General features: G+C 73.1%; 15 protein-coding genes. 7 read left to right on the top strand and 8 right to left on the bottom strand.

What is annotated here, in order from left to right; genetic code table 11:
* Nucleotides 1-118: 118 nt before the first annotated feature.
* Complete coding sequence (locus tag ACFYSC_RS14075) at nt 119-640, bottom strand: winged helix-turn-helix transcriptional regulator (RefSeq protein ID WP_389960971.1); 522 nt, start codon at nt 638-640, stop codon at nt 119-121.
* Nucleotides 641-757: 117 nt separating this feature from the next.
* Here ACFYSC_RS14075 and ACFYSC_RS14070 point away from each other — a divergent pair, with 117 nt between their 5' ends.
* Nucleotides 758-2170: an MFS transporter gene (locus ACFYSC_RS14070; RefSeq protein WP_389960969.1), complete on the top strand. Its 1413-nt coding sequence runs from the start codon at nt 758-760 to the stop codon at nt 2168-2170.
* Here the strand turns inward: ACFYSC_RS14070 and ACFYSC_RS14065 are convergent.
* The 3 genes from ACFYSC_RS14065 to ACFYSC_RS14055 form a co-directional block, all read right to left on the bottom strand.
* Nucleotides 2115-4055 (bottom strand): ABC1 kinase family protein, encoded by a 1941-nt coding sequence (locus tag ACFYSC_RS14065; protein ID WP_389960967.1) that lies wholly within the window; start codon nt 4053-4055, stop codon nt 2115-2117. The genes ACFYSC_RS14070 and ACFYSC_RS14065 overlap by 56 nt on opposite strands.
* A 48-nt stretch (nt 4056-4103) precedes the next feature.
* Nucleotides 4104-4637: a GNAT family N-acetyltransferase gene (locus tag ACFYSC_RS14060; protein ID WP_389960965.1), complete on the bottom strand. Its 534-nt coding sequence runs from the start codon at nt 4635-4637 to the stop codon at nt 4104-4106.
* A gap of 114 nt (nt 4638-4751) precedes the next feature.
* Nucleotides 4752-4955 (bottom strand): hypothetical protein, encoded by a 204-nt coding sequence (locus ACFYSC_RS14055; protein ID WP_389960963.1) that lies wholly within the window; start codon nt 4953-4955, stop codon nt 4752-4754.
* A gap of 371 nt (nt 4956-5326) precedes the next feature.
* On the opposite strand from ACFYSC_RS14055, the gene ACFYSC_RS14050 reads away from it, so the two are divergent.
* Nucleotides 5327-6754, top strand: a complete 1428-nt coding sequence (locus tag ACFYSC_RS14050) for an NERD domain-containing protein (protein WP_389960961.1) — start codon at nt 5327-5329, stop codon at nt 6752-6754.
* Nucleotides 6755-6828: 74 nt separating this feature from the next.
* On the opposite strand, the gene ACFYSC_RS14045 is transcribed toward ACFYSC_RS14050, so the two are convergent.
* The 3 genes from ACFYSC_RS14045 to ctaD form a co-directional block, all read right to left on the bottom strand.
* Nucleotides 6829-7767, bottom strand: coding sequence for a diacylglycerol/lipid kinase family protein (locus ACFYSC_RS14045; protein ID WP_389960959.1), 939 nt, complete (start codon nt 7765-7767; stop codon nt 6829-6831).
* Nucleotides 7768-7927: 160 nt separating this feature from the next.
* Complete coding sequence (locus tag ACFYSC_RS14040; RefSeq protein ID WP_389960957.1) at nt 7928-10699, bottom strand: immune inhibitor A domain-containing protein; 2772 nt, start codon at nt 10697-10699, stop codon at nt 7928-7930.
* 495 nt (nt 10700-11194) lie between these two features.
* The gene (ctaD, locus tag ACFYSC_RS14035) at nt 11195-12868 is read right to left on the bottom strand and encodes a cytochrome c oxidase subunit I (protein WP_389960954.1); all 1674 of its coding nucleotides are present in this window, start codon (nt 12866-12868) and stop codon (nt 11195-11197) included.
* A 290-nt stretch (nt 12869-13158) separates the two neighbouring features.
* Between ctaD and ACFYSC_RS14030 the strand changes: the two genes are divergently transcribed.
* Entirely contained in the window at nt 13159-14520 is a 1362-nt protein-coding gene (locus ACFYSC_RS14030; protein WP_362943125.1) for an FAD-linked oxidase C-terminal domain-containing protein, read from the top strand.
* A gap of 250 nt (nt 14521-14770) precedes the next feature.
* Nucleotides 14771-16711 carry a serine/threonine protein kinase gene (locus tag ACFYSC_RS14025; protein WP_389960952.1) on the top strand — a complete coding sequence of 647 codons (1941 nt, stop codon included), beginning with the start codon at nt 14771-14773 and terminating at the stop codon, nt 16709-16711.
* Between the two features lie 58 nt (nt 16712-16769).
* On the opposite strand, the gene ACFYSC_RS14020 is transcribed toward ACFYSC_RS14025, so the two are convergent.
* The gene (locus tag ACFYSC_RS14020) at nt 16770-16997 is read right to left on the bottom strand and encodes a hypothetical protein (protein ID WP_362943131.1); all 228 of its coding nucleotides are present in this window, start codon (nt 16995-16997) and stop codon (nt 16770-16772) included.
* A 320-nt stretch (nt 16998-17317) separates the two neighbouring features.
* Here ACFYSC_RS14020 and ACFYSC_RS14015 point away from each other — a divergent pair, with 320 nt between their 5' ends.
* From ACFYSC_RS14015 to ACFYSC_RS14005, 3 genes are all read left to right on the top strand, one after another.
* Nucleotides 17318-18850 (top strand): carboxyl transferase domain-containing protein, encoded by a 1533-nt coding sequence (locus ACFYSC_RS14015; protein WP_362943227.1) that lies wholly within the window; start codon nt 17318-17320, stop codon nt 18848-18850.
* Nucleotides 18851-19021: 171 nt separating this feature from the next.
* Entirely contained in the window at nt 19022-21118 is a 2097-nt protein-coding gene (locus ACFYSC_RS14010; protein ID WP_362943134.1) for a biotin carboxylase N-terminal domain-containing protein, read from the top strand.
* Nucleotides 21115-21921 carry an enoyl-CoA hydratase-related protein gene (locus ACFYSC_RS14005; protein WP_389960950.1) on the top strand — a complete coding sequence of 269 codons (807 nt, stop codon included), beginning with the start codon at nt 21115-21117 and terminating at the stop codon, nt 21919-21921. Before ACFYSC_RS14010 ends, ACFYSC_RS14005 begins: the two co-directional genes overlap by 4 nt.
* The last annotated feature ends 19 nt before the right edge of the window (nt 21922-21940 follow it).

Raw genomic sequence — 21940 nt, 5'->3', positions numbered from 1 at the left:
CCCACCTGCCGTTCGACGGCAACCGGTTACCCGCAGTCATTCGGCGGCGCGTCCCGATGCGAACCCGGCACCGGACGTGTCCGGACGCGGCCGGTCCGGACACGGCGAGGGCGGCCGGTCAGCCGGGCAGCGGGTCGAGCAGCCGGTGGGGGCGGCGCAGGGCCACGCTGACCGGGTCCTCACGGAAGGGGTCGGCGCCGGGTCCGGGCCGTATCTCGATCTCCTCCAGCGGGGGATGCCCGCCGCACGAGGGGCAGTTCCCGTGGGGGTCGATGCGGTCGCCGCAGGTGAGGTGGTGGAAGATCCGGCGGGGTCCCTTCTGCGACAGGTGTCTCTCACCCCACTGGGAGAGCAGGTACACCGGGTCCCAGAGCTCGCGGCCCATCGCGGTGAGGACGTACTCCTCGCGAGGGGGCGCCTGGGAGTAGCGGGCCCGCTCCAGCACCCCGGCGTCCACCAGCGTCTGGAGCCGCTGCGACAGGACGGCCCGCGGGATGTCGAGGTGGGTGAGGAAGTCGCTGTAGCGGCGCACGCCGTACAGCGCGTCGCGGACGACCAGCATCGTCCAGCGCTCCCCGACGAGTTCCAGGGCGCGGGCGAGCGAGCAGTCCTGTCTTTCGTAGTTCTTGCCGAGCGCCATGGCCCCATGTTAGTTCGCTCACCGAACCCGGAGGCCGCGCGGTCAATGTGGGTTCATTCATCGAACCGACCCGTGTTACGGTTTCCGTCAGTTCATTGAACGAACCTGGAGAACCCCATGGCACTCGCCGCCCCCGGCCGCGCCCCGGACGCCGCTCCGGCCCCCGGCCCCACCCTCGCGCTCGCCTGCGCCGCGCCGTTGCTGGCGCTGGTCAACTACACCGTGCCCATGACGGCGCTGCCCCAGATGGCCAGGGACCTCGGCTCGGGCCCCACCGGGCCCGCCTGGCTGCTGAACGGCATCTCGCTGGGACTGGCGGCGGCGCTGCTGGTGGCGGGGGACGCGGCCGACACCTACGGGCGGCGGCGGGTCTACCTGATCGGGCTGTGGACGCTGGCCGCCACCGCCGTCGCGGCGGCCCTGGCGACCGGCACCGGGATGTTCGCCGCCGCCCGGGTGGCGCAGGGGGCCGCCAGCGCGGCGGTGCTCACCGCCGGGCTGGGCGTCCTCGGGCACGCCTTCCCCGGCGGTCCCGGGCGTCTGCGGGCCGTCGGCCGCTACGGCGCCATGATCAGCCTGGGCATCGCCGTGGGGCCGCTGCTGTCCGGGGTCCTGGCCGCCGCGCTGAGCTGGCGGGCGGTCCACTGGGTGGTCGCCGCGGCCTCGGCGGCGCTGGCGCTGCTGGGGGCCCGGTGGCTGCCGGAGTCGCGGTCCGCGACGCGCCGGCCGCCGGACGTTCCCGGCGCGCTCCTGCTGGCCTCGGGCCTGGCCGCGCTGGTCACCGGCGTCACCGAGGGGCGCGCCGGCTGGGACCGGCCGGTCGTCGCCGTCGCCTTCGCCGTCGCGGCGCTGCTGCTGGGCCTCTTCGTCGCGGTCGAGCGGCGCCGCCGGGTCCCCCTGCTCGACCTGGGGCTGTTCCGGCGTCCCCTGTTCACCGTCTCCACCGGCGGGGCGCTCGTCGTCGGAACGGTCGTGATCGGGCTGATGAGCTTCCTCCCCGCCGTCCTGCAGCTCTCACGGGGCGTGACCCCGCTGAGCAGCGCCGCGCTGCTCGCCGTCTGGTCGGGGACCTCGTTCCTGACGGCGCTGCAGGCGCGCCGCCTGCCGCTGAGCGGCGGCGGCGGTCTGGCGATGGGGCTGCTGCTGTCGGCCGCGGGCACCCTCGCGCTACTGGGCGCCGCCTCCGACGCCCCCTGGATCCGGATGACGGCCGGGCTGGTCGTCGCCGGGGTCGGCAGCGGCCTGATCAACGCGGCGCTCACCCGGCTGGCGATCGAGAGCGTGCCCGCCCACCGGGCCGGGATGGGGTCGGGGGCGGGCAACACCGCCCGCTACGTCGGCTCGACGCTGGGCGTGGCGCTCATGGCCGCGGTGGTCGGCGCCGCGGGCCCGCGGGCGGGGACCGACGCCGCCCTGCTGGTCTGCGCCCTGGTCGCGGCCGTCGCCGGCGCCGGGATCGCGGCCGTCGCCCGGCTCACCGGTCCCGGCGGAACACGACCACCAGCACCCGCAGCGCGAGGATCGCGCTGATCACCAGCAGGTTGTAGGCGATGAGCTGGTGGAGCCCGACGTCGGGGGTGACCCGCGGGCCGGGGCCGGCGCCGAGCAGCAGCGCGGCCATCAGGCCCGTGGTGGCCGACAGCACGGTGACCAGCACCTGGTGGAGCAGTCCGGTGACGTGCCGCCGGTCGCGTTCGTCGGCGAACAGCCGCACGTTCAGACCGAAACGGCCGTTCTCGGCCGCGCCGACGATCCGCTCCACCCGGCGGGGCAGGCGCCGCAGCATGGGCAGCAGGTCGAGCATCTCCGCGGTGAGGGCCTGCCGCACCCGCCCGGGGTCCGCCTGCCCGGCCAGATGCCGGGCGGAGAACGCGCGGGCCTCGGCGACGATGTCGAAGCCCGGCGCGATCTTGACGAGCGTGCCCTCGACCGTCGCCAGCGCCCGGAACACCGCGGCCACCTCCGGCGGGACGGACAGGCCGTGGGCGAAGGCGATCCGGAACAGCTCGCCGAACATCCGCGTGTCCGGGACGGCTCCGCCGGCCAGGTGGCGGGCCATGAACCGGCCCAGCTCACGCTCCAGTTCCCGCTCGTCGATCTCGTCGGGCCGCGGCACGACCTCCAGGAGCGCGTCGCCCACCCCGAGCGGGTCGCCCCGGTCCAGCGCGCCGAGCAGCCGTTGCAGCGCGCCGCGCAGCGAGGCGTCGAGCCGCCCCACCGAGCCGAAGTCCAGCAGCGCCAGCCGCCCGTCGCCGAGCAGCATGAGGTTGCCCGGGTGCGGGTCGGCGTGGAAGACGCCGTGCAGCATCACCTGGCGCAGCAGGGTCTCGAAGAGGGTCCTGGCCAGCTCCTCGCCGCGCTCCGGCGCGGCCGAGCCGAGCGGCACCCCCTCCAGCCGCTCCATGACGAGCACCCGCCGCCCCGACAGCGCCGGGTACGGCGTCGGCACCCGTACCGGCTCCCCGGCGGAGGCGGCGGCCACCGCGGCCATGTTGGCCGTCTCGATGCGGAAGTCCAGCTCCTCCCGGAGCGCGGCGGCGAACCCCCGGGCCAGGTCGCCGACGCCGAAGGCACGGCCCCACCGGGTGCGCCGCTCCAGCGTTCTGGCCAGGCGGTCGACGATGTCGAGGTCCTGCTCGACCACGGCGGTGATCCCGGGGCGTTGGACCTTGACCACCACCTCCTCGCCGGTGCGCAGCCGGGCGCGGTAGACCTGCGCGATCGAGGCGGCGGCCAGCGGCTCGCGGTCGAAGCGGGCGAAGGTCTCCTCCACCGGCCCGCCCAGTTCGGCGGTCAGCACCGGCTCGATCTCCGCCCAGGGCGCCCGGGCCGCCCGGTCCTGAAGCAGCCGCAGTTCCTCGACGAACTCCTCCGGCAGCAGGTCGGCGCGGGTGGACAGGATCTGCCCGAGCTTGACGAAGGTGACCCCGGCGTCGTCCAGTGCCTCGCGCAGCGACCGGGCCAGGCCCGCCCGGCTGGAGGGCGCGCCGAGGTCGGGGTCCCTGCCGCGCAGGTAGGGGCCGAGGCCGTGCCGTACCAGGATCCGGGTGATCCGCAGGTAGCGGCGCGAGCGGAAGACGCGGCGGCGCAGCCCCCGGACGATCTCCAGCGGTCCCGGCAGCGACCCCGGCGGCACCAGCGCCTCGGCGACCACCAGGAACACCATCCCGGCCAGCAGCGCGCAGACCAGGCCGAGCAGCAGGAACCACAGCGGCGTGACGCCCTGGTCGTGGATGTCCACCGCGCCGGAGAACGCCTTCATCAGAGGCCCGAGGGCCAGGGCCACCAGTCCCCCGGCCATGAGCGTGCGGACGATCCCGAAGCGCAGGTCGAGCAGCCGCCGGGTGACCACGGCGAACCCGCCCACCAGCAGCAGCGCGGTGCCCGCGAAGGCCGCCGCCGTCAGAACATCCATGCCCGCCCGCCGTTCCGCTCACCGAAGAACATCGGCCGACAGACTAGGTCATTCTCGGACGAGGGTATGGAGGTGGATTTTGACGCCGCTCCCGTCGTCGTCCCAGGACGGTACGTCCAGCACCTCCAGCAGGGGGAAACCGGCCTTCTGCGCGACCCGGCAGGAGGCGGGGTTCTCCACGGAGTGCCGCAGCTCCAGCCGGGACAGGTCCGTGCGGGTGAACGCCCACCGCGCGACCGCGCCCAGCGCGTGGGCGGCCGCGCCCCGGCCCCGGGCCGCGGGCAGGATCCAGTAGCCCACCCCGGCGGCCCCCGCGCCGGCCGGCGCTCCGGCGCCGCCGACGCGGAGCCTGACATGGCCCAGCACCTCTCCGGTCGTCACGTCGGTGATCGCGAACGAGGCCGACGAGCCGTCGGCCCATCCGGCGGCCCGCTCGGCGATCCACCGGCCGGGATCGTCCGCCCGCGTGCGCGTCCACCGGCGGATCTCGGGGTCGCTCAACGCCTTCGCGACCGCCCCGGCGTCGCCGGGCCGCCACGGGCGCAGGCGGAGCGCGCCGATGGTGATCTCTGCGGGTTCCACGCCGCGAGCGTATCGGCCCGCGGACGGGCTCCACGAACCCGATGATCTACATTTTCCGATAAGTCATTCTTTTACGGATTTATCATATTTCCTGGCAATTTTTCGCATATCGCCTTAGATGGGCGTCTCCGGGGAGTCGCCGGGATGGGTGTGCATGCACTCCCCTGTACCCAGGCACATCCGGCACTCCTCCTCCGCCCGGACGAAGACGATCTCCCCCGACCGCCGGACGCTGGGCCTCTCCGGGCTCCAGGTCCCGCCGCCGCCGCACCAGCGGCACGGCAGCCCGCAGTGATGCGCGCCCTCGGCTATCCGCAACTCCCACTCCCCCCGCGAGGTGGCCGGCCTCCGCCGGACGTCGCCCGTACGGCCGGCGCGCCCCGGGCCGTCCCTGTCCGTCCCGGGCCGCGGGCCGGCCGCGCGACCGAGCCGTTCCGGGCCGCGCCGCCCGCGCCGCACCGTTCAGAAGCGATCTTGCCTGATCCGCCGGGCTCCCGCAGCCGGAAGCCGCTCCCCTCCCCCGCCGCCCGCTCCCGGCCGGACGGGCGACGGACCCGGCGGCCGGATCGGCGACGCGCCGGACGGCCCCGGGACACGGGGCGTGTCGGCTCGCGAGGAAAGTCTGTTACGCCAGATCATGAGACCCTTGCTCTGCTTACCGAACGCGATGGAAGGGCGGCACGCTAGAGATGGCACAGATCGTCGGCGGCGGACGCCCGGTCAACGACGCCGAGCGACGGGTGATCGCGCATCTGCGGGACAACGCCCCCGACGACTGGCTGCTGCTGCACAACATCGAGGTGCCGCGCGACGGCGACGTCTTCGAGGTGGACCTGGTGGTCCTGACCGGCCACTCCCTGTGCGTGATCGACGTGAAGGGGACACGCGGGCGGATCGAGGTCGCCGGGTCGCGGTGGTTCCCGGCGCGGCGGGAGGCGTTCGGCTCCCCCGTGACCAAGCTGCGCGGCACCGGGCGGGCGCTGAAGGGCCTGCTGGTCCAGCGGCGGCGGGAGCTGGAGCGGGTGTACGTCGACAGCCTCGTCGTGCTGACCGGGCCCGGCACCGAGCTCGTCGACCCGGCCGGCCGCGACCTCGGGCACGTGACCGGCCTCGACGGGCTGATCCCCACGCTGCGCGACGTCTCCCGGATCAGGCGGGGCTGCACCCCGGACACCGGGCCGTACCGGACCGCGATCCTGGAGGCGCTGAACGGCGCCGTACGGAGGTCCACCGCGCCGCCCCGGTTCGGCAACTGGGAGGTGGAGGAGGAGCTCGGCGGGGATGCCCGGGTCACCGAGTACCGCGCGTTCAACGCCACGGTCCCGGGCAGCGAGACGGTGCTGCTGCGGGTGTACCGGGCCGATCCGCTGGCCGAGGAGGAGCCGCGCGCGGCCGAGCGGCGGCTGATCACCAATGCCTACCAGGCCCTCACCCGGATCCCGCCGCACCCGTGCGTCGTCCGAGCGCGCGACTTCTTCGCCGTCGACGACGAGAGCCGGTTCGTGCTGGTCCTCGACGACGTGCACGGCCAGGCGCTGCAGCTGCGGCTGACCGCGTCCCGGCGGGCCCTGCCCGTCGCGGCCCGGCTCGACGTGCTGGAGGACATGCTGGCGGGCCTGGCCCACGTCCACGCCAACAACGTCATCCACCGGGCGCTCAGCCCGGCGTGGGTGCTGGTGACCGAGGACGGCCGGGCGATGCTGACCGGGTTCGACTACGCCAAGCCCGGCCCCCGGCCCTACACGGTCGCCAGCGAGCTGCCCAACGTCCTCGACACCCCCTACGTCGCCCCCGAGTACCAGCCCGAGCTGATGACGGCCGCCTCCGACGTGTACGCGGCGGGGGTCATCGGCTTCCACCTGCTCGCCGGGCGGCTCCCGTCGGGGAACCCGGACGCCGAGACCCCGCTGGACGACGTCCCGGCGCAGGTGACGGACCTGCTGCGGCGGATGCGCGACCATTCCCCGGACAAGCGGCCGAGCGCCGCCGAGGCACTCGACGACCTGCGGCGGGCCCGGGAGGGGCTGCCTCCCGGGGAGCGGGCGGCGGAGCGCGACCCCGTGCTGCTCGACCGGATCCGCGGCAGGTTCCGCCGCCTGTCCGGCCGCCGCCCGTGATGACGGTCCTTCACGGCCGTGACGACGGCCGTGAAAGGCCGTGACGACGGCCGGGCGGCGCGGGGCCGGGGCGCTCAGGAGTCGACGAACTCCTCGGGGACCATCACCCGCAGGCCGTTCGGGATGGTCCGGATGGTGATCGGCGTCATCAGGCGGACCTCTCCGTCGACGTCGGCGGCCATCGGCGGGTCGGTCTCCAGGAGCATCTCCCGGCCGACGACGAAGGGGCCGCCCGCGAGGCTGCGCCAGCGGCCGGTGGCGGCGCGGATCAGGGTCTCCACGACCAGCCGGAGGCGCTTGCCCGAGCCGAGCTGGTAGGCGACGAGCTGGCCGTTGTCGATGCTGATGTCCCTGGCGACCTGCCAGCCGCCGTGGAAGCGGCCGTTGGCGATGTTGAGCTGGTGGGTGAGCAGCTCGTGGCGCCGGCCGTCCACCGTGATGGCGGCGCGGAAGGGCCGGTGCCCGGGGAGGATCGTCAGGGCGGTCAGGGGGTAGGCCGGCCGTCCCAGGACGCGCTTGAGCCAGGGCCGCACCTTGCCGGCCACCTCGACGGAGACGCCGAAGCTGGCGAGGTTGGCGAACTCCCGGTCACCGGCGACGCCCAGGTCGATGTCGGCGACCTTGCCGGTGCGGAACACCCGGACCGCTCCGGGCAGGTCCAGTGGAAGGCCGAGGCTGCGGGCGAAGTTGTTGGTGGTGCCCAGCGGCAGCAGGCCGAGGGCGACGTCGCGGTGGGCGACGTGCTTGACCGCGGCGCTGAGCGTGCCGTCGCCGCCGCCGACGGCCAGCAGGTCAGGGCGCTCGTCCAGCGCCGCGTCCAGCGTGGCCCGCAGGCGGCGGGGATCGTCGACGGTGAGGATGCGGACCGGTTTGAAACCCTCCGCCTGCAGCGCGCGGACGACCTCGGGGAAGAGCCGGCGGCCGCGGCGCGAACGCGTGTTGACGACCAGGCAGACCCTGCCCTTCGTCCGGATGGCCTCGGTGTGCTCGGCCTTGCTTCGGAGCTCTGCCACGTGTCCCTCTCCGCCTCGGCGTTCCTGCCGCTCAAATGGTATGGCCCCGCCGTCGGTGACGGCGGGGCCATACACGGTTCCCGGCCGGGGGAACCGGGCCGCCCGGGAGAACCGGGCGGTCCGGGACCGGGTGGTCAGGCGGTCAGACGGACCTTCCGGGTCACTTGGACGGCGGGGTCACCTGGACGATCACGCCGAGGTTGCCGGGCAGCGGGGAGATCAGCTTGAGCTTCACGCCCAGCGCCTTGCCCTCGTCGCCGGGGTTGCCGGAGCCGAGGACGTGGCCGTCGCCCAGGTCGGTGCCGTACAGGTCGGTGGCCGGGGTGCCGTCGGGGTTGACGACCCGGGTGCTGTAGGGCTGGTCGCCCTTGGACGGGACGACCACCGAGGCGTCGAAGTCGCGGTAGTAGAGGCTGCCGTTACGGAACTCGAAGCCCGGGACCCAGGTCTTGGCGTCGGTGAACTCGCGGACCCCGTTCTCGGCCGGCAACTTGCTGCAGTAGGCGCTGAACGGCTCGTTCGGGCCCTCGATGCACTCGGTGAAGGGGTAGGTCTTGCCGAAGGAGAAGGCCGCGTTCGAGCTCTGCATACGGCCGGGCAGGTTCTTCAGCACGGTCGGGTCCTTCTCGGCCGCCTCGCCGTTGCGGCGGAGCGGGTCGAAGTGGGAGTCGACCAGGAGGAGGCTGCCCTTGGAGCCGATGCTCGGCGCCAGATCCAGGTTGTTGACGATGGAGTTGTTGGTGTAGGTGGAGTCGCGGTACCACACCAGCAGGCCGGGCGCGTTGTACTTGACCTTCTCCACCTTCCACGCGCCGTCACGGGAGTAGTTGGTGGTGTAGGTGTGCTGCAGGCCCTTGTCGAAGCCGTCGAAGTTGCGCCACTCCGCGAGGTAGAAGCGGGAGATCTCGCGGTAGCCGTCGTTGACGATCCAGCCCTGGCCGTGGGTGTTGGTGAAGGTGCCGCCGCTGGTGGTCCAGCCGTTGTTGCCGCCCTCGACGTCGTCGCTCCAGACGGTCTGGCCGCCGTTGGTGAGCGCGAAGTCGTCCACGTGCCAGCTGCGCGGGGTGAAGGCCGCGTCGGTGTCGTAGACCAGGCGCAGCTTGATGTCCTTGCCCGCGTACGGGGTCAGGTCGACGTAGTCGTGCCGCCAGCCGTTGGTGTCGCCGGTGAGGCCGTACTTGCGGTTGTTGAACTTGGCGAGGTTCTTGTTGGGGTCGGGGTAGGCGTCATCGGTCGAGACCAGGGCGCCGCCCTCAGTGTAGACCTTCAGCTGGCTCCAGGTGGAGCCGCCGTCGGTGGACGCCTCGACGAAGCCGAAGTCCCAGTCCTGCTCGATCTCGTAGTTGTTCCAGAGCCAGAACTTCACGTCGGAGCCGGCCGGGACCTGGACGTCGCGGGCGAGCTTGACGTCGGCCCACTCCTGGTCGAGGTTGGACCACCACATCTTGGTGCCGCTGTGCGGCGCGATCATCTTCAGCGGCGCGCTGGGCACGTTCACCCGGACGCCGTCCTGGGTGAGCTTGGGCGTGCGCGACGCCTGGCCGATCGTCACGAGACGGGAGGAGTCACCGGCGTTGAAAACCTTGGGGTTGGCCCAGCCGAGGACCCACTTGTCCCATATGCCCATGTGGGTGGGCATGGACTGGAAGATCGGGCCGCTGTGCGAGCCGCTGGACATCAGGTCCCAGAAGTCGACCGCTGAGGACCCCTGGCCGGTGGTGTCGTACAGGTCCGGCAGGCCCAGGTCGTGGCCGTACTCGTGGGCGAAGACGCCGACGCCGGAGTCCTCCGGCTGGACGATGTAGTTGGAGATCTTCACGTCCTTGCCGGGCACCTTGTAGCCGCCGGCCACCGCGCTGGAGTGCGCCCAGATCGCGTAGGGGCCCTCGGCGCCGCCGTCGGAGGACTTGTCCTTGCCGGCGTGGACCAGCACCAGGTGGTCCACGACGCCGTCGGGCTCGGCGAAGTTGCCGTCACCGTCGGCGTCGGCGACGTCCTCGACGTCGTAGTCGGCCCAGGGGAAGTTCGGGTCGGCGGCGGCGAGGGAGTTCACCGCGTCGATGGCGAGCTGGCCCGGGCCGAGCGGGTTGCTCGGGTGGCCGGTCATGTCCTGGGGCTCCTGGCCGCAGGCGCGGGCGCCGTAGTAGGCCTCGGAGTGCGGGACCTTGATCCACGGGCTCGCCTGACCGCTGACGGTGTAGGCGCCCTTGGACATCTCCTCGTACATGTTCTTCATGGTGGAGCCGGAGATGTCGATGCCCTTGCGGCCGTCCCGGGGGTCGGTCAGGTCGGGGCGGACCCGCTCGGTGATGCCCTTGGAGCTGTAAAGCATCTTGTTGAAGTGCTCGGGGCTGAAGTCCGGCACCCAGAAGCTGTTGTTGTCCTTGTGCGGCAGCTTCGCCGGGTCGGGGATCTTGTTGTGCAGCGGACCGTTGATCAGCGTGCCCGGAGGCTCGGTCACGCACTCGTCCTCGGTCACGCTCTTGGGACGGCTGAAGCCCGAGAAGTCGTCGTTGGCCTTGTCGTTGAACTCCACCAGGAGGGTGAGGAGCTTGGCCTGCTTGACGACCTTCGACTTCTTGAACAGGAACTCGGCCGGGTTGAGCCCGGTCCTGATCGCCTGGGCCTCGCGGGCGGCCAGCACCCGGGCCGCGGCGGGGTTGCCCTCGGAATACTTGCGGTTGACCTTCTTCGCCGCGATGGCCTGACGCGCCTTGGCGCGCGAGCCGGGGACGGCCGGGTCGGCCACCTCCGGCTCTTCCCTGGGCGGCGCGTAGTTGATGTAGTAATCGGCCGCGGACGGCTGGTACCGGGCGACCGAAGTGTCGGCCTGCGCCGACTGGCCGCCGACGGCCAGTCCCGCGGCGGCCAGGCCGACCACAGGCACCAGCGCGAGAACGCGCCTGCGGATGCCTCTGCCTCTACTGGACAACGCATACCCTCCCTGCCCGGGTTCGCCGGGCGCGGACATCCCTGCGTGCCGTGTGCACGCGCCGACGGGGACGTTAGACGAGAAGGTAAAGCAAGAGTAAAGACGTCGGCTTTATGTTGCGAAACTGTAATTGAGAGCCTTTTGTCGCGTAAATACGTTATGTCGCTCCTTGATCCTTTATTGATGGTCAATCGGCAGGTCGGGCGCGGTGAGCCACCGGCGTGCGGGCCGGGCGGGGGGAAGCAGGCCGTACGGGGGCCGCCGTATGGGACAGTCCGCATGGCGGGAGGATCACGCGGCGGACGGGGGCGCACGGCGGACGGGCGTCACGGGGGCGCGGGCCGTACGGCGGGCGTCACGGACGGGCCGGCCGTACGGCGGGCGTCACGGGGTGCCGGGACACGGCGACGCCCCGGCACCGGGGTGCCGGAGCGTCAGGGCGACGGGGCGACGGGGCGACGCCGGCGCGGCGTCAGGACGGGAGGGGCCGGGCGGTCAGATCTCCTCCTGCGGGGCGGTCGGGTCGAGCTGGCGCGGCTGGGTCTTCACCCTGGGGTGGTGCAGGTCGAAGGCCGGGCGCTCGGAGCGGATGCGCGGCAGCGAGGTGAAGTTGTGCCGCGGCGGCGGGCAGGAGGTCGCCCACTCCAGGGAGTTCCCGAACCCCCAGGGGTCGTCCACCGTGACCCGCTCCCCGTGGCGGAAGGACCACCAGACGTTGTAGAAGAACGGCAGCGTGGAGGCTCCGAGGACGAACGCGCCGATCGAGGAGATCATGTTCAGGCCGGTGAAGCCGTCGATCGCGCTGTAGTCGGCGTAGCGGCGCGGGAAGCCCTCGACGCCGAGCCAGTGCTGGACCAGGAAGGTGGTGTGGAACCCGATGAACAGCAGCCAGAAATGGATCTTGCCGATCGTCTCGTTCATCATCCGCCCGGTCAGCTTCGGCCACCAGAAGTAGAACCCCGCGAACATCGCGAAGACCACGGTGCCGAAGACGACGTAGTGGAAGTGGGCCACCACGAAGTAGGAGTCGGTCACGTGGAAGTCCAGCGGCGGCGAGGCGAGGATGACGCCGGTCAGGCCGCCGAGCAGGAAGGTGACCAGGAAGCCGACCGCGAACAGCATGGGGGTGGCGAAGGTCAGGTGGCCGCGCCACATCGTGCCGGTCCAGTTGAAGAACTTCACCCCGGTCGGGATCGCGATGAGGAAGGACATGAACGAGAAGAACGGCAGCAGCACCTGGCCGGTCGGGAACATGTGGTGCGCCCACACGGTCATCGACAGTCCCGCGATGGCCATCGTCGCGCCGACCAGACCGATGTAGCCGAAGACGGGCTTGCGGCTGAAGACCGGGATGACCTCGGTGATGATGCCGAAGAACGGCAGCGCGATGATGTACACCTCGGGATGGCCGAAGAACCAGAACAGGTGCTGCCACAGGATCGGCCCGCCGGTCTCGGGGGCGTAGATCTGGGCGTCGAGCTTCCGGTCGATGAACAGGGCCATCATCGCGGCGGCCAGCACCGGGAAGGCCATCAGCACCAGCATCGAGGTGAGCAGCACGTTCCAGGTGAAGATGGGCATCCGGAACATGGTCATGCCGGGGGCGCGCATGCAGATGATCGTGGTGATGAAGTTGACCGCGCCGAGGATCGTGCCCAGACCCGCGGTGACCAGGCCGATGATCCACAGGTCGCCGCCGGCTCCGGGCGAGCTGACCGTGCTCGACAACGGGGTGTAGGCGAACCAGCCGAAGCTCGCCGCGCCGCCGGTGGTGAAGAAACCCGAGATGACGATGATCCCGCCGAACAGGAACAGCCAGTAGCTCACCATGTTCAGCCGGGGGAAGGCCACGTCGGGCGCGCCGATCTGCAGCGGCATGATCGCGTTGGCGAATCCGGCGAACAGCGGCGTGGCGAACAGCAGCAGCATCACCGCGCCGTGCATGGTGAACATCTGGTTGTACTGTTCCTGGCTGACGAACTGGAGGCCCGGCTGGAGCAGCTCCGCGCGGATGACCATCGCCATGAGCCCGGCGATCACGAAGAACGCGAACGACGTGATCAGATAGAGGTTTCCGATGATCTTGTGGTCGGTCGTGGTCAGCCACGACACGATCAGGGAACCCTTGGCGGTGGGCGCGAGCGCGGGCCGCTGCTGCACAGTTGTCACAGCCGGCTCCTTCCGGTTGGCGACGGCCGGATACGGCGGAACTCCCCGTTCGTTCACCAGCCCTCTGCCCGGTGCGGATAACCCGAACACGCGGCGCGAGTAGCTACATAGTCAACTAATCGTCTCGTTAAGGTAATTAAGCCCAAAATCTACACTTACAGGGAGAATTCGCCCTTATTTCCCGAATTCTCGCATCGGGCCGGATCGCGTCCGCCCCCGGGTCCCCCCGGCGGAGCCCCGGGGCCGACGCCCGGTCAGGGCGGCTCGGCCCGAGGGCTTAAAGTCCCCTTGTGACTGCTATCGCCGAACTCACCGCCGCGCTCGCACCCGGAAAGATCCTGACCGACCCCGACGTGACCGACTCCTACGCCCGGGACCGGACCTTCCTGGAGCCGGGCAAGCCCCTGGCCGTCGTGCTGGCCGAGAGCCGCGACGACGTGGTGGCCGTCATGCGGTGGGCGACCCGCCACCGGGTGCCGGTGGTGCCCCGGGGCGCCGGGACCGGCCTGGCGGGCGGAGCCACCTCGGTGGACGGCGGCGTGGTGCTGGCCCTGCACAAGATGACCGCGATCCGGGAGCTGTCCCCGGCCGACGAGATCGCCGTGGTGGAGCCCGGCGTCATCACCGCAGACCTGGACAGGGCGGCCCGCGAGCACGGGCTGATGTACGCCCCCGACCCCTCCTCCTACGAGATCTCCACGATCGGCGGCAACCTCGCCACCAACGCGGGCGGGCTGCGGTGCGTGAAGTACGGCGTGACCCGCGACTCGGCGCTGGGCCTGGAGGTCGTCCTGGCCGACGGGCGGGTCGTCGACACCGGCAGGCGCACGGTCAAGGGCGTGACGGGCTACGACCTGACCGGCCTGTTCGTCGGCTCGGAGGGGACGCTCGGGATCATCACGGCGGCCACCGTACGGCTGCGCCGCGCCCCCGCCTCCTACCCGGCGACGATCGCCGCCGAGTTCACCTCCCTGCGGGACGCCGCCGCCGCGGTCTCGGCGATCATCGCGGCCGGGTGCCAGCCTTCGCTGCTGGAGATGCTCGACCGGACCACGCTCGAGGCCGTCGACGCCTGGCGCAACATCGGGCTGGAGCCGGCCACCAAGGCGATGCTGATCGGGCAGGCGGACTCCGCCGACGCCGACGCCGTCGCCGCGCGCATGTCGGAGCTGTGCGAGGCCGACGGGGCGTCCTTCGTGGCGGTCTCCTCCACCCCCCAGGAGGCCCAGGAGCTGATCGGAGTCCGCCGGATGGCCTACCAGGCCAAGGAACGGCTGGGCAAGTGCCTGGTGGAGGACGTGTGCGTGCCGCGCTCGGCACTGCCGTTCATGATCGAGAAGATCGAGGCCATCGCGGCGCGGCACGACGCGCTGATCGCCACGGTCGCCCACGCCGGCGACGGCAACCTGCACCCGGTCTTCATCTTCGACCACGCCCTGACCGAGCCGCCGCCGAACGTGTGGGCCGCGGCCGACGAGGTCTTCCGGGAGGCGCTGGCCATGGGCGGCACACTCACCGGCGAGCACGGCGTCGGGCTGCTGAAGCGGCGCTGGCTGGCGCTGGAGACCGGGCCGGTCACCGAGGAGCTGCACCACGGGATCAAGGATCTCTTCGACCCGCTCGGCATCCTCAACCCCGGCAAGGCCATCTGAGCCGCTCGCCCGCCGGGGCCGCCCGGCGATCCGGGTGGCCCCGGCGGGCCCGGGTACGGCGGAGCGCCCGTTCGCCGAGGCCGGGAAGGCCCCGGCGGCCCGCCCGGACCGGCGGTGACCGGTGAGGTGTGGCGGAAAACATCCGTCCCCGTGCTCACGCTGGTAGCGTGCTGCCCCAGATAAACCTATTTTTTGGCTTTTGTCGGGGGTCGTTGTGGTAGAGCCGCTCGCAGCGGGGGATCCCCCGCGGTTGGGCCAGTACGAGCTGACCGGCCGTCTGGGGGAGGGCGGTCAGGGGGTCGTCTTCCTCGGGCGCGGACCGGCGGGTGAGCAGGTCGCCGTCAAGCTCCTGCATCACGGCCTGGCCTCCGACCCCGAGGCGCGGTCACGGTTCCTGCGGGAGGTCTCGGTCGCCCAGCGGGTCGCCCGGTTCTGCACCGCCTCGGTGCTCCACGCCGACCTCGCGGGCAGCCAGCCGTACGTCGTCAGCGAGTACGTGCCGGGGCCGTCGCTGCGGCAGCTGGTCCTCACCGAGGGGCCGCGCCGGGGGGCCGCGCTCGACCGCCTCGCGATGAGCACGGCCACCGCGCTGTCGGCGATCCACCGCGCGGGGATCCTGCACCGGGACTTCAAGCCCGCCAACGTGCTGATGGGGCCGGAGGGCCCCGTCGTGATCGACTTCGGCATCGCCAGAGCGCTCGACTCCCCCGGCCTGACCTCCACCGGGACGGCCGTGGGCACGCCGTCCTACCTCGCCCCCGAGCAGCTCGGCGACGGCGAGGTGACGGCCGCGGCCGACGTGTTCGCCTGGGGCGTCACGATGGTCTTCGCCGCGACCGGCAAGCCCGCGTTCGGCGCGGACTCCATCCCGGTGGTGATGAACCGGATCCTCACCGCCGAGCCCGACCTCGGCGCGCTGGAGGGGCAGCTGCACTCCCTGGTGACCGCGTGCCTGTCCAAGGACCCGGCGGCGCGGCCCACCGCCGAGGAGCTGGTGAGCCACCTGATGGGTTCAACGATCCCCTCCCCCGCCCGCGGGCGGGGCCGTCCCGCCGCCCAGGACCAGGCCGCTCGGGACCAGGCCGCTCGGGACCGGGCCGCGCAGACCCCGTCCGCAGTGCCGCCTCCGCCCGCCCCCGCCCGGCCGGGTCCGCCGGGTTCCACCCCGGCCGCCGCCGGTCCCCCACACCCCGGCGTCCCGCGTCCCGGCGCCGTCTCCGGCCTCCCGCACCCCGGCGGCGCCCCCGGTCCGGCCGGCTCGGGGGCCTCCCGCCCCGGTGCCGCTCCCGGCCCGGCCGTCCCCGGTGATCCGTCCCGGCCGGGCAGGCCCGCGCCGAAGCCGCGCCGGCCGAGCGGCCTCCTGCTCGCGAGCGTGGCGGGCGTGGCCGCGCTGGCGGTCGCCACGGGCACCGTGGTGATCCTCAACGGCGACGAGCGGACCTCCGCCGCCGAGGCCGCCGAGGCGTCCAGGAGCGCGGAGGCGAACCCCACCCGGCAGGCCGGAGAGCCCGAGCAGCCGGAGTCCGAGCTCATGCCCGACGAACCGCCCGCGGCGTGGGAGTCGCCCGCGCCGAAGCCGAGCCCCTCGCCCACCGTCCGGGCCGGCCGGGAGCGGACCGTCGCGCCCCAGCCGCCCAGGACGCCCAAGCCGACGGCCACCGAAGCGGGCGGCGGCTCCGGTGACCGTGGGCAGCCGCGGCAGACCGCGGACCAGGACACGGTGGAGCCGGGCGACCCGTCGTCCGACTCCACCGGCTCCACCGGGAAGCCGGCCACCGCGCCGCCGCGGGCCACCACCAAGCCGACGACCGCGCCGAAGCCGAAACCGAGCGCCACGACGTCCAAGCCCAAGCCCGCGCCGAAGCCCAACCCCTACACCGCGACCGGCGTCTGCGGCTCCGGCTACAAGGTGATCGACTCCCACGCCCTGTCGTCCTCGGCCACCGTCTACCTGCTCTACAACTCGGGGGCGGGCCGCAACTGCGTGGTGACCATGTCGAAGTACGTGGTCCCGGGGAAGATCTCCATGAACGCGATCCTCCAGGTGAAGGGCGGCTCCTCCGGCGGCAACCCGGGCTCCTACACCGCCTACGCCGGGCCGGTGCGGCTCCCCGGCGCCAAGAAGTGCGTCATCTGGGGCGGCTCGTACGGCTCGGCGTCATGGAAGAGCGGCTGGAGCCACTGCGGCTGACCCGGAAGACGCCGGACCGGCCCCGGACGGGACCGGTCCGACGGAGGCACCGCGCCCGTCAGGTCCCGAGCGGCCTCCGGGCGGCGTTCACCCGTCCGCCGCGCTCCCGCTCCGCGGTCCTCCCGCGGTCCCAGAACGCGTACGACAGCGTCGCCCCGCCCGTGAGGCCGTACCCGAGGACGAGGCCCAGGATCATGTCGTCCAGCAGGACCGAGAGGACGATCGACAGCACGGTGCCCGACACGGCGAAGAGGAGGACGGTCCGTATCGCCCTCGACGGCTTCATGTGCCCGAACGCACCGAACAGAAGATGCCTTTGCTTCCTCGATAGGTTCATGATCTCCAGGTGCCACGGACCGGCCGGAGCAAACGTTCCCGCCGCCGTTCCGGCGCGTATTCTCCGCTTCCGCCGCAACACGTGTCATCGCCCCTGTCGGAGCGCCGGAGCGTCGGCTACCTTGCTGGAGTGATCGTCAACTCTGGGACGGTGGCCGGGCGGAGGCGCCCGGCGCGCGGCAGGCGGGGCAGGCGGACGGACACCGGGCGGGACGCCCGGTGAGCGGGCCGGACATCTCCGGGGACGACTACCGGGCGCGGCGCGCGGCGATGCTCGCCAAGCTGGCCGAACTCGACGCCGAGCACGCCAGGGCGGTCGCCGGGGGCGGCCCGAAGTACGTCGAGCGACACCGCGCGCGGGGCGGACTGCTCGCCCGGGAGCGGATCGAGCTGCTCGTCGACCCCGACTCGGCCTTCCTGGAGCTCTCGCCACTGGCGGGCTGGGGCACCGAGTTCCCCGTCGGGGCGAGCGTGGTCACCGGGATCGGCGTGGTCGAGGGCGTCGAGTGCGTGATCGTCGCCAACGACCCCACCGTGCGCGGCGGCTCCACCAACCCCTGGACGCTGCGCAAGACGCTCCGCGCCGCCGACATCGCCCTGGCCAACCGGCTGCCGCTGATCAACCTGGTGGAGTCCGGCGGGGCCGACCTGCCGACCCAGAAAGAGATCTTCATCCCCGGCGGGCGGGTCTTCCGGAACCTGACCCGGCTGTCGGCCGCCGGGATCCCGACCATCGCCCTGGTGTTCGGCAGCTCGACCGCCGGCGGCGCCTACGTCCCCGGGCTGAGCGACCACGTGGTGATGGTCAGCGGGCGGGCGAAGGTCTTCCTGGGCGGGCCGCCGCTGGTGAAGATGGCCACCGGGGAGGAGGCAGAGGAGGAGGCGCTGGGCGGCGCCGAGATGCACGCCCGGGTCAGCGGGCTCGCCGACCACCTCGCCGCCGACGAGCACGACGCGCTGCGCATCGGGCGGCGGATCGTGCGCAACCTCAACCACCGCCGGGCGGGCCCGGCCCCCGGGCCCGTGCGCGAGCCCCGGCACGACGCCGACGAGCTGCTCGGCATCGTGCCGGAGGACCTGCGGGTCCCCTTCGACCCGCGCGAGGTGATCGTGCGGATCGTGGACGGCGGCGGGTTCGACGAGTTCAAGCCCCTGTACGGCACGAGCCTGGTGACCGGCTGGTCGCGGCTGCACGGCCACCCGATCGGGATCCTGGCCAACGCCCGGGGCGTGCTGTTCAGCGAGGAGTCCCAGAAGGCCGCCCAGTTCATCCAGCTCGCGAACCAGGCCCGCACGCCGCTGGTCTTCCTGCAGAACACCACGGGCTACATGGTCGGCACGGACTACGAGCGCGGCGGCATCGTCAAGCACGGCTCCATGATGATCAACGCGGTGGCCAACTCGACGGTCCCGCACCTCACGGTCGTCATGGGCGCCTCCTACGGCGCCGGCAACTACGGCATGTGCGGCCGGGCCTACGACCCCCGGTTCCTGTTCACCTGGCCGAGCGCGAAGTCGGCCGTCATGGGGCCGGCGCAGCTCGCCGGGGTGCTGTCCATCGTGGGCCGCGCCGCGGCGCGGGCCAGGGGACAGGACTACGACGAGGAGGGCGACGCGGCCATGCGCGAGATGGTCGAGCGGCAGATCGAGGCCGAGTCGCTGCCCTTCTTCCTGTCCGGCCGCCTGTACGACGACGGGGTCATCGACCCCCGCGACACCCGCACCGTCCTCGGCCTGTGCCTGTCGGCCGTCGGCAACGCCCCCGTCCCGGAGCCCGCGGGCTTCGGCGTCTTCCGGATGTGAGCCCGTGATCCTGACCCTTCCGGCGGCCCCCGCGGCGCCCCTTCCGGCCTCCCCTCCGCACAAGGGAGAACCGGCTCCCACCGGGAACCCGGTCGCCCTCCCGGTGGTCCGCGCGGCCGCCGGGCCGTCCGCCGCGCGCCCGTCACGGCGCCCGCGTCCGGGAGGCCGCCGATGATCGGACGCCTCCTCGTCGCCAACCGCGGTGAGATCGCCCGCCGGGTCCTCCGTACCTGCCGGGACCTCGGCATCGAGACCGTGGCGGTGTTCTCCGACGCCGACGCGGGCGCCCCCCACGCCGCCGAGGCCGACCACGCCGTACGGCTGCCCGGCGACGAGCCCGCCGCCACCTACCTGTCCGCGGCGCGGATCGTCGAGGCGGCCCTGCGGGCCGGGGCCGACGCGGTCCACCCCGGCTACGGCTTCCTGTCGGAGAACGCCGCGTTCGCGCGGGCCGTGCTGGACGCCGGCCTGACGTGGGTCGGCCCGCCCCCGGAGGCCGTGGCCGCCATGGGCTCCAAGATCCAGGCCAAGGCGCTGATGGCCGCGGCCGGGGTCCCGGTGCTCCCCGGCTTCACCGCCGGGCCGGACGGCTCCGCCGGCGACCTCGAACGCGACGTGCGGGCCCTGATCGAGCGCGAGCCGGCCTCCGCGGGCCGGGGGGCGCTGCTGGTGAAGGCGTCGGCGGGCGGCGGCGGGCGCGGGATGCGGGTCGTGGAGCCGGGCGGCGACCTCGCCGCCGCGGTCGAGTCGGCCCGGCGGGAGGCCGAGGCGGCGTTCGGGGACGGGACGGTCTTCGTCGAGCCCCTCCTGGAGCGGGCCCGGCACGTCGAGGTCCAGATCATGGCCGACCGCCACGGGACGGTGTGGGCGCTGGGCGAGCGGGAGTGCTCGATCCAGCGGCGGCACCAGAAGGTGATCGAGGAGGCCCCGTCCCCGGCGATCTCCCCCGCCTCCAGGGTCCGGCTGTGCCACGCGGCGGTCACCGCCGCCAGGGCCGTCGGGTACGTCGGGGCGGGCACGGTGGAGTTCCTCGTCTCCGGCGACACCGTCGCGTTCCTGGAGATGAACACCCGCCTGCAGGTCGAGCACCCCGTCACCGAGTGCGTGCACGGCGTCGACCTGGTCGAGCTGCAGATCCGGGTGGCCGAGGGCGCGCGGCTGCCCGAGGCGCCCCCGCGGGCGTCGGGCCACGCCGTCGAGGCGCGGCTGTACGCCGAGGACCCCGGGCGCGACTGGCTGCCGCAGGCCGGTGTCCTGCACCTCCTGGACGTCCCCGGGGTGGACGTCCGCTTCGCCCCGCCGCCGCCCGGCGCGTCCCGCTGCCTGCGGCTGGACTCCGGCGTCGAGGACGGCTGCGAGATCGGCGTCCACTACGACCCGATGCTCGCCAAGGTCGTCTCCTACGCCCCCGACCGGGCCGAGGCCGTACGCCGGCTCGCCGCGGCCCTGGCGTCCGCGCGGATCCACGGCCTCGTCACCAACCGCGACCTGCTGGTGCGGGTCCTGCGGCACGAGGCGTTCCGCTCCGGGGACACCCACACCGGATTCCTCGCCGAGCACGACCTGACCGCCGCACTCACCGAACCCGGCACGTCCACCGGGTCCGCCGGGCCCGCCGGGACCTCCGCCGTCCCGTCGGCCGCCGTGCCGGCCACTCCGCCCGGCACGGGCCAGGGCCCGCCCGTCCTGCCCCTGTCGGCCCTGGCCGCGGCCCTGGCGCAGGCCGCGGCCAACCGCGCCGCCGCCCCCGTCCAGGCGGGGCTGCCCGCCGGGTGGCGCAACGTGGTCTCCCAGCCCCGCCGTACGGACTTCGCCGAGGCGCGGGTCTCCTACCTGATCACCCGGGACGGGCTGCGGGCCGAGGGCCTGCCGGACACGATCCTGGTCTCCGCCGCCCCCGACCTGGTGGTCCTGGAGACCTCCGGCGTACGGCACCGCTTCGCCGTCGCCCGCTACGACGGCGTGACGCACGTGGACTCCCCCCTCGGCCCGGTACGGCTCACCCCGCTGCCCCGCCTGCCCGAGCCGGCCGGGCGCACGGCCCCGGGCTCCCTGCTCGCGCCCATGCCCGGTACGGTGCTTCGCGTCGAGGTCAAGCCCGCCGATCTCGTCACCGCCGGGCAGACGGTCCTGGTGCTGGAGGCGATGAAGATGGAGCACCGCGTCGCCGCCCCGGCCTCCGGCGCGGTCTCCGCGGTGAACGTCGCCCCGGGCGACCGGGTAGAGGCGGGCGCCGTGCTGGCAGTGATCGAGGAGAGTGGCGGATGAACGTCGTTGACGAGCGGCCGGTGGAGCCCCTGGTGCGCGGGGAGGCGGCCGGCGGGATCGCGACGATCACGCTCGACTCGCCGCGCAACCGCAACGCGCTGTCGGTGCGGCTGCTGGGCGAGCTGCGCGGCCACCTCGACCGGGCGCTCGCCGACGACGGCGTGCGGGTGATCGTGCTGACCGGGAGCGGCCCGGTGTTCTGCGCGGGCGCCGACCTCAAGGAGCAGCGGATCGGCCCGGGGGCGGCCGGGAACGCCCCGGTCACCGCGTCCTTCCCGGAGATCATGCGCCTGGTCTGGGAGAGTCCCAAGCCGGTGATCTGCCGCCTGAACGGCACCGCCCGCGCCGGCGGGCTGGGCCTGGTGGCCGCCTGCGACTTCGCGATCGCGCCGGACACGGCGTCGTTCGCGTTCACCGAGGTGCGGCTCGGCGTGGTCCCGGCGATGATCTCGGTGACCGTGCTGCGGCGGCTCGACCCGCGGGCCGCGGCCGAGTACCTCATGACCGGGGAGACCTTCGATGCCGCCCGCGCCCAGGAGATCGGCCTGCTCACCCGCGCCGTGCCCGAGGCCGAACTGGACGGCACGGTCGCCCACTACGCCGGCATGCTGCTGCGCGGCGGCCCCGAGGCGCTCGCGCTGACCAAGCGGCTGGTGCGGACCGTGCCGGCGATGCCGCTGGAGGAGGGCATGCGCCGCATGGCCGAGCTGTCGGCCGAGCGGTTCACCTCCGCCGAGGGCCAGGAGGGCATCGCCGCGTTCATGGAGAAGCGCCCGGCGTCCTGGGTGCCGCCGGGCGCCTGACGGCCTTCCGGCCGGCCGT

The sequence above is a fragment of the Streptosporangium sp. NPDC004379 genome (assembly GCF_042873875.1).
GTDB lineage: Bacteria > Actinomycetota > Actinomycetes > Streptosporangiales > Streptosporangiaceae > Streptosporangium.
The sequence above is the reverse complement of the archived record's forward strand: the minus strand, read 5'-3'. Positions and strand labels throughout refer to the sequence as shown.